The sequence below is a fragment of the Burkholderia sp. Tr-20355 genome (assembly GCF_017104685.1).
Taxonomy (GTDB): Bacteria; Pseudomonadota; Gammaproteobacteria; order Burkholderiales; family Burkholderiaceae; genus Burkholderia; species Burkholderia seminalis.
In genome coordinates this window covers 1-5,857 of the sequence record NZ_JAAGPK010000282.1, presented here as the reverse complement: position 1 = coordinate 5,857, position 5,857 = coordinate 1, and the positions used below count along the sequence as shown (strand labels likewise).

Annotated in this window: 5 protein-coding genes and 2 pseudogenes; 5 read left to right on the top strand and 2 right to left on the bottom strand. The window is 70.8% G+C overall.

The annotated features are described in order from the left end of the window. Nucleotides 1-127: pseudogene (locus tag G3N62_RS36480) on the top strand (efflux RND transporter periplasmic adaptor subunit); the annotation flags it as partial. Nucleotides 128-334: 207 nt separating this feature from the next. Here the strand turns inward: G3N62_RS36480 and G3N62_RS34075 are convergent. Together G3N62_RS34075 and G3N62_RS34070 are read right to left on the bottom strand one after the other, a co-directional pair. Then, nucleotides 335-985: pseudogene (locus G3N62_RS34075) on the bottom strand (DNA translocase FtsK); the annotation flags it as partial. A 177-nt stretch (nucleotides 986-1,162) separates the two neighbouring features. Beyond that, a complete protein-coding gene (locus tag G3N62_RS34070) occupies nucleotides 1,163-1,708 on the bottom strand; it encodes an META domain-containing protein (protein ID WP_124670612.1) in 546 nt (181 codons plus the stop codon). 213 nt (nucleotides 1,709-1,921) lie between these two features. On the opposite strand from G3N62_RS34070, the gene purT reads away from it, so the two are divergent. The 4 genes from purT (at nucleotide 1,922) to G3N62_RS34050 (ending at nucleotide 5,778) form a co-directional block, all read left to right on the top strand. Continuing rightward, nucleotides 1,922-3,136: a formate-dependent phosphoribosylglycinamide formyltransferase gene (gene purT / locus G3N62_RS34065; protein WP_059558146.1), complete on the top strand. Its 1,215-nt coding sequence runs from the start codon at nucleotides 1,922-1,924 to the stop codon at nucleotides 3,134-3,136. 18 nt (nucleotides 3,137-3,154) lie between these two features. Further along, complete coding sequence (locus G3N62_RS34060) at nucleotides 3,155-3,340, top strand: DUF6726 family protein (RefSeq protein WP_006497052.1); 186 nt, start codon at nucleotides 3,155-3,157, stop codon at nucleotides 3,338-3,340. Nucleotides 3,341-3,426: 86 nt separating this feature from the next. Next, nucleotides 3,427-3,807, top strand: coding sequence for an MliC family protein (locus G3N62_RS34055; RefSeq protein WP_034190747.1), 381 nt, complete (start codon nucleotides 3,427-3,429; stop codon nucleotides 3,805-3,807). A gap of 399 nt (nucleotides 3,808-4,206) precedes the next feature. Then, nucleotides 4,207-5,778 (top strand): DEAD/DEAH box helicase, encoded by a 1,572-nt coding sequence (locus tag G3N62_RS34050; protein WP_034190748.1) that lies wholly within the window; start codon nucleotides 4,207-4,209, stop codon nucleotides 5,776-5,778. Nucleotides 5,779-5,857 lie beyond the last annotated feature (79 nt).

Genomic DNA, 5,857 nt, shown 5'->3' with positions numbered 1-5,857 from the left:
CGAGCTGAACGTGCGCGACGGCGCGATGGTGGCACCCGGTCAGACGCTCGCGAAGATCGCGGGGCTGTCGACGCTGTGGCTGATCGTCGAGGTGCCGGAAGCGCTCGCGCTGACCGTGCAGCCGGGGGGGCAGGGCGAGGAGAGGTGGGGGGGGGATGGGGCGGGGGCGGTCGGTGGCGGGGCGATGGGGGGGTGGGGGGGGCGGGCGCAGGAGGCTGGGGAGGTGCAGGCTGGGCGGCGCGGGGACGTGGCACAGCGCGGGGAGCACGCACGTGGACGGAGCCGGGGCGGCGGCGGCGTACCGCGCGCGGACGGGGGCGAGTGGGGTGTGGCGGGCGGGAGACGCGGGCGCCACCGGCGTGCGCTGCGGCACGGTCGGCTTCAGCCAGCCCGACGGCGCGACGGGTTCCGTGTGCGGCCGCGGCGGCGTCTTGCCGCGCGGCTTCGGCCGCGCCTGCGGATCGGGTTTCCACAGCGTCGGGCGTGAATACCGGCCGTTCTGGCGCGGCGCCATCGAGTTGACGGTATGCGCGGTGGTCGGCTGCACGAGGTCGTCGTCGCGATGCAGCGCGCTGCGCGGCAGGTCGGCGATCCCGCGCGCGTCGTCGTCGCCGCCGTCGCGCGACAGCTTGACGCCGAACGACGTGTCGACCCACGCGGCGAACTGCCGCCAGCCGATGCCGGTCAGCCAGGGCAACCCGGCGAAGAACAGGACGACCATCGCGACCGGCGTGCCGATCGGACCGAGTACGTGTGCGAAGCCCGCCGAGAACGCATGGCCGAGCGCGTTCGTGTCGGGGCCCGACAGCGGGCTCGTCAGCGTGCAGCTCGCGACGAATACCGCGACGAAGCCGAGCCACAGGCGGATCGAGCCGCGGCCGGCGAGCCCGCCGCCGCCGGGCAGCATCGCCTGCACGAGACGCCAGAAGAGAAGGAGGAACCAGACGGCGGAGATGCCGAACCAGCCGAAGACTACCGTGTGCATGCTTTGAAACAGGAGTAGGGAGGGGCGCGCGAGGCGCGACCCGCCGAGTTTAACCGGCCGGCGAACAAGATTCCCGGGCGACGTGAATTCGGTTCACGCCGTGCGGCGCGTGCGGCCGGCACACGCGCGCGACACGCGACGCGAAGGCGGTCGGCCAGCCTTCGCGTGCGTGATGCATCAAGGGCTCCGGTGCGTGAAAACGAGCGTTGCGCCGGCGCTGGTCACGATCTGCAATTGCTGCGGCTCGCGCATCTGCACGCCGGTCTTGTCGACGTGCGCAAGCGCGTCGAGGTACGCGCGCTCGAGCTGGCCGCCGAGCGAATTCGGGCAGGCCATCCGCGTGCCGGCGAGCGGCCCGAAGCTCAGCAGGCCGTTCTTGATCGCGTAGGTGCCCGTGTAGCGGTTGCAGCCCGAGAACCCGCTGGCGCGCCGGATGCCCGACTCGGTCGACAGCGCGAGCTTGATCGGCTCGCCGTTGTCGCCGTGCGGGATCGCGCGCGGCGTGCCGTCGGCATTCGTCCAGCTGGTGAGTTCCCAGCTCGTGTCGTCGAGCAGCTGGACGGCGGCCGGGTTGTACGGGTCGGGCGCGGGGGCGGCGGAATCGGGATGGGTCGGCATCGCGCAGGCGGCGAGAAGCGTGGCAAGCGTCAACGCGCAGAGCGGCGCGCGCAACGGGCGAACCAGGCCGGTGCGTGCGCGTGCGGCGGCGGACAGGTGGGACATGAGCCTCGTTCCTCATCGGATTCTGATCAAGGCGTAAGAGTAACGCACCCGCCCCGCGGCAGGCGAGCCGACACTTCACGCATGAAAACGTTCGCAGCGTGCCTGCGCGTCGTGCGCGGTCGGGCGCCGGCGCGTCGAAACGCCCCCAACCGGCGTCATCGCGCGTGTTAACATCGGAGCCGTTTTCGTCCTCCACCAGAAGCGGGAAATCACATGCAGATCGGTCAGCGGCTCGGTACGCCGCTTTCACCCTCGGCCACGCGCGTCATGCTGCTCGGCGCCGGCGAGCTCGGCAAGGAAGTCATCATCGCGTTGCAGCGTCTCGGTGTCGAAGTCATCGCGGTCGACCGCTATCCGGACGCGCCGGGCCATCAGGTCGCGCATCGCGCGCACGTGATCGACATGACGGACGCCGCCGCGCTGCGTGCGATCGTCGAGGCCGAGCGTCCGCACCTGATCGTGCCGGAGATCGAGGCGATCGCCACCGACGCGCTCGCGGCGATCGAGACGGCCGGTCTTGCCGAGGTGATCCCGACCGCGCGCGCGACACAGCTCACGATGAATCGCGAAGGGATCCGCCGGCTCGCGGCCGAGGAGCTCGGCCTGCCGACGTCGCCGTATGCGTTCGCGGATTCGTTCGAGGCCTTCAGCGCGGCGGTTGCGAAGATCGGCATGCCGTGCGTCGTGAAGCCCGTGATGTCGTCGTCGGGCAAGGGGCAGTCGGTCGTGAAGACCGACGCCGACGTGAAGGCCGCGTGGGACTACGCGATGGCGGGCGGGCGCGTGAACCACGGCCGCGTGATCGTCGAGGGCTTCATCGATTTCGACTACGAGATCACGCAGCTGACCGTGCGCGCGATCGACCCGGCGACGCTCGCCACGCGCACCTACTTCTGCGAGCCGGTCGGCCACGTGCAGGTCGCGGGCGACTACGTCGAATCGTGGCAGCCGCAGCCGATGAGCGCGGTGGCGCTCGAGAAGTCGCGCGAGATCGCGCACAAGGTCACCGAGGCGCTCGGCGGGCGCGGGCTGTTCGGCGTCGAGCTGTTCGTGCGCGGCGACGACGTGTGGTTCTCGGAAGTGAGCCCGCGGCCGCACGATACGGGCCTCGTCACGCTCGCGTCGCAGCGCCAGTCGGAATTCGAGCTGCATGCGCGCGCGATTCTCGGGCTGCCGGTCGATCCGGCGCTCGGGACCCCGGCCGCGTCGGCCGTGATCTACGGCGGGCTCGACGAGCGCGGGATCGCGTTCGAAGGCGTACGCGACGCGCTCGCGGTGCCGGGCGCGGACCTGCGCCTGTTCGGCAAGCCGGAAAGTTTTGCGAAGCGGCGCATGGGCGTCGCGCTGGCGACCGGCGCGACCGTCGACGAAGCCCGCGAACGCGCGAAGCGCGCCGCCGCGGCCGTCCGGCCCGTGTCGGTCCGCTGACGGAACGAGGAGAGGGCGATGGCGTCGAGGTGGTTGCGTATCGGCAAGCTGGGCGCCGCGCTGGCGCTCGTCGCGAGTCTCGCGGGTTGCGGCCTCGCGGCCGCGCCGTGCCGGGTGGCTTCGGCCGGGCTCAAGATCGTGCCGCTCGTCGGCCACGTCGCGGCGGCGCCGACCGACGCGTGCGCCGACGTCATCGATCCCTGATCCCCGCCAGCCGGGACGATCGCCCGTCAACAGTAATCGCGCGCTCCGGGAGGGCGCGCTTCCACCCGTCTCGTGAGAGGACCTGCATGATTCGCCACACCCTTGCCGCGCTCGCGCTTGCGGGCACTGCCGTTTCCGTCGCGCACGCCGCGCAGCTGACCGTCGAGGAAATCGATGCCGATGCACGCCAGCAGGCCGTCTACCAGTGCGCGAACCAGAAGCAGCCCGTGCGCGTGTCGTACTGGCTCGCGGGCAACGGCCAGAGCTTCGCGCTCGTGCCGGTCAACGGGAAGCAGATGCTGTTCGTCGACACCGTGTCGGCGTCGGGCGCGCGCTACCAGGCCGGCCGCTATACGTGGTGGACGAAGGGCAAGGAAGCGACGCTGCGCGACGAGATCGCCGACCCGAATTCGCCGCCGCTGCTGGGCGATTGCGCGCAGGTCGAGAAGAAAAAGAAGAAGGGCTGAGCGCCGGGCGCGGTCGCGGACCGTACGCGCCGCTCGCATCGACCGGCTGCCGGGCCTGGCCGCCCGTTCGCCCGTTCCGCGGGCAGGCGGCGGGCCTCCGGACGCGACACTCCGCGATCAGTCCCCTGATATTGCCGCCGGCCGATCGGGATAGCCCGCGCGGGCCGTGCGTCGCCCCGCGCGGGCCTGTACCGGCCGGCCGCGCGAACCGCCGGTGCGGCCGTTCGCGGCGTTGTCACGGACAGACGGCCGCACAGTGCTACAATACGGCCCTTTCCGCCGGCATTCGCGCCGAACGGAGTCCGCACGGCCTGGCGTCCAGCGTTCGCATTGAACCGGTCCCAAGCGCCAGAGCGGCGCCGCGCGGCGCGCCGCGGCTCCGTCTATTTCCGAATTGTGATGAGCGCAGGCCCGGCCGGCCTGACGCACGATGTCCCCGCCGCGCCTTTTGAGCGAAACGCCACCATGTCCGATTCTGTCGCCAAGCCCGTCGACGCAACCTTCGACCAATTCGGCCTTGCCGCCGATATCCTGAAAGCCATTGCGGAGCAGGGTTATACGACGCCGACGCCGATCCAGGCGCAGGCCATTCCGGTCGTGCTCGCCGGCCGCGACGTCATGGGCGCCGCGCAAACGGGCACCGGCAAGACCGCGAGCTTCTCGCTGCCGATCATCCAGCGCCTGCTGCCGCAGGCCAACACGAGCGCGTCACCGGCGCGCCACCCCGTGCGTGCGCTGATCCTCACGCCGACCCGCGAACTCGCCGACCAGGTCGCCGCGAACGTGCACGCGTATGCGAAGCACACGCCGCTGCGCAGCGCGGTCGTGTTCGGCGGCGTCGACATGAACCCGCAGTCGGCGGAGCTGCGCCGCGGCGTCGAGATCCTGATCGCGACACCGGGCCGCCTGCTCGACCACGTGCAGCAGAAGACCGCGAACCTCGGCCAGGTGCAGATCCTCGTGCTCGACGAAGCCGACCGGATGCTCGACATGGGCTTCCTGCCCGATCTGCAGCGCATCCTGAACCTGCTGCCGAAGGAGCGCCAGACGCTGCTGTTCTCGGCCACGTTCTCGCCTGAAATCAAGAAGCTCGCGTCGACCTACCTGCGCAGCCCGCAGACGATCGAGGTCGCGCGCAGCAACTCGACGAACGCGAACGTCACGCAGATCGTCTACGACGTCGCCGAAGGCGACAAGCAGGCGGCCGTCGTGCAGTTGCTGCGCGATCGCGGCCTGAAACAGGTGATCGTGTTCTGCAACAGCAAGATCGGCGCGAGCCGCCTGGCGCGCAATCTCGAGCGCGACGGTGTCGTCGCGTCGGCGATTCACGGCGACAAGACGCAGATCGAGCGGATGCAGGCACTCGACGCGTTCAAGCGCGGCGAGATCGAGGCACTGGTCGCGACCGACGTGGCCGCGCGTGGCCTCGACATCGCCGAGCTGCCGGCCGTGATCAACTTCGACCTGCCGTTCAGCGCGGAAGACTACGTGCACCGGATCGGCCGTACCGGCCGCGCGGGCGCGACGGGCGATGCGCTGTCGCTGTGCAGCCCGAACGAGCGCAAGCAGCTTGCCGATATCGAGAAGCTGATCAAGCGTCCGCTCGACGTGCAGACGCTTACGCTCGACAAGCCGGCGCGCCATCGTCACGACGACCGCGGCGGCGAGCGCGGTGGTGACCGTGGTGGCGATCGCAACAGCGAACGCGGTGGCGAACGAGGCGGCCGTCGCGATCGCGACGAGCATCGCGGCGCATCGGGGCGCCGGTCGGGCGGTTCCGAGCGCGGCGGTCATCACCGTCGCCACGAAGCGCCGGTCGATGATTTCTTCCTGAAGCCGTATGAGCCGTCGGCGCCGGCGAAGCAGGCGGACGACGCACAACCCGCGCAACAGCCCGAGAAGAAAGGGCCGAAGCGTCAGGTTGCGGCGCTGCTCGGCGGGTTCGGGATGCCGCGCAAGCCGTCGGCGTAAGGTCGGCGGAAGGCAGGGGCGGCGCGCGAGCGCTGCCGGACGAGCGGGTGCATGCGACAAGCATGTGCCCGTTTTTCAA

Coding starts and splice junctions, on each gene's coding strand:
- G3N62_RS34050 (WP_034190748.1), top strand. CDS start 4,207: ATGAGCGCAGGCCCGGCCGGCCTGACGCACGATGTCCCCGCCGCGCCT.
- G3N62_RS34070 (WP_124670612.1), bottom strand. CDS start 1,708: ATGTCCCACCTGTCCGCCGCCGCACGCGCACGCACCGGCCTGGTTCGC.
- G3N62_RS34055 (WP_034190747.1), top strand. CDS start 3,427: ATGATTCGCCACACCCTTGCCGCGCTCGCGCTTGCGGGCACTGCCGTT.
- purT (WP_059558146.1), top strand. CDS start 1,922: ATGCAGATCGGTCAGCGGCTCGGTACGCCGCTTTCACCCTCGGCCACG.
- G3N62_RS34060 (WP_006497052.1), top strand. CDS start 3,155: ATGGCGTCGAGGTGGTTGCGTATCGGCAAGCTGGGCGCCGCGCTGGCG.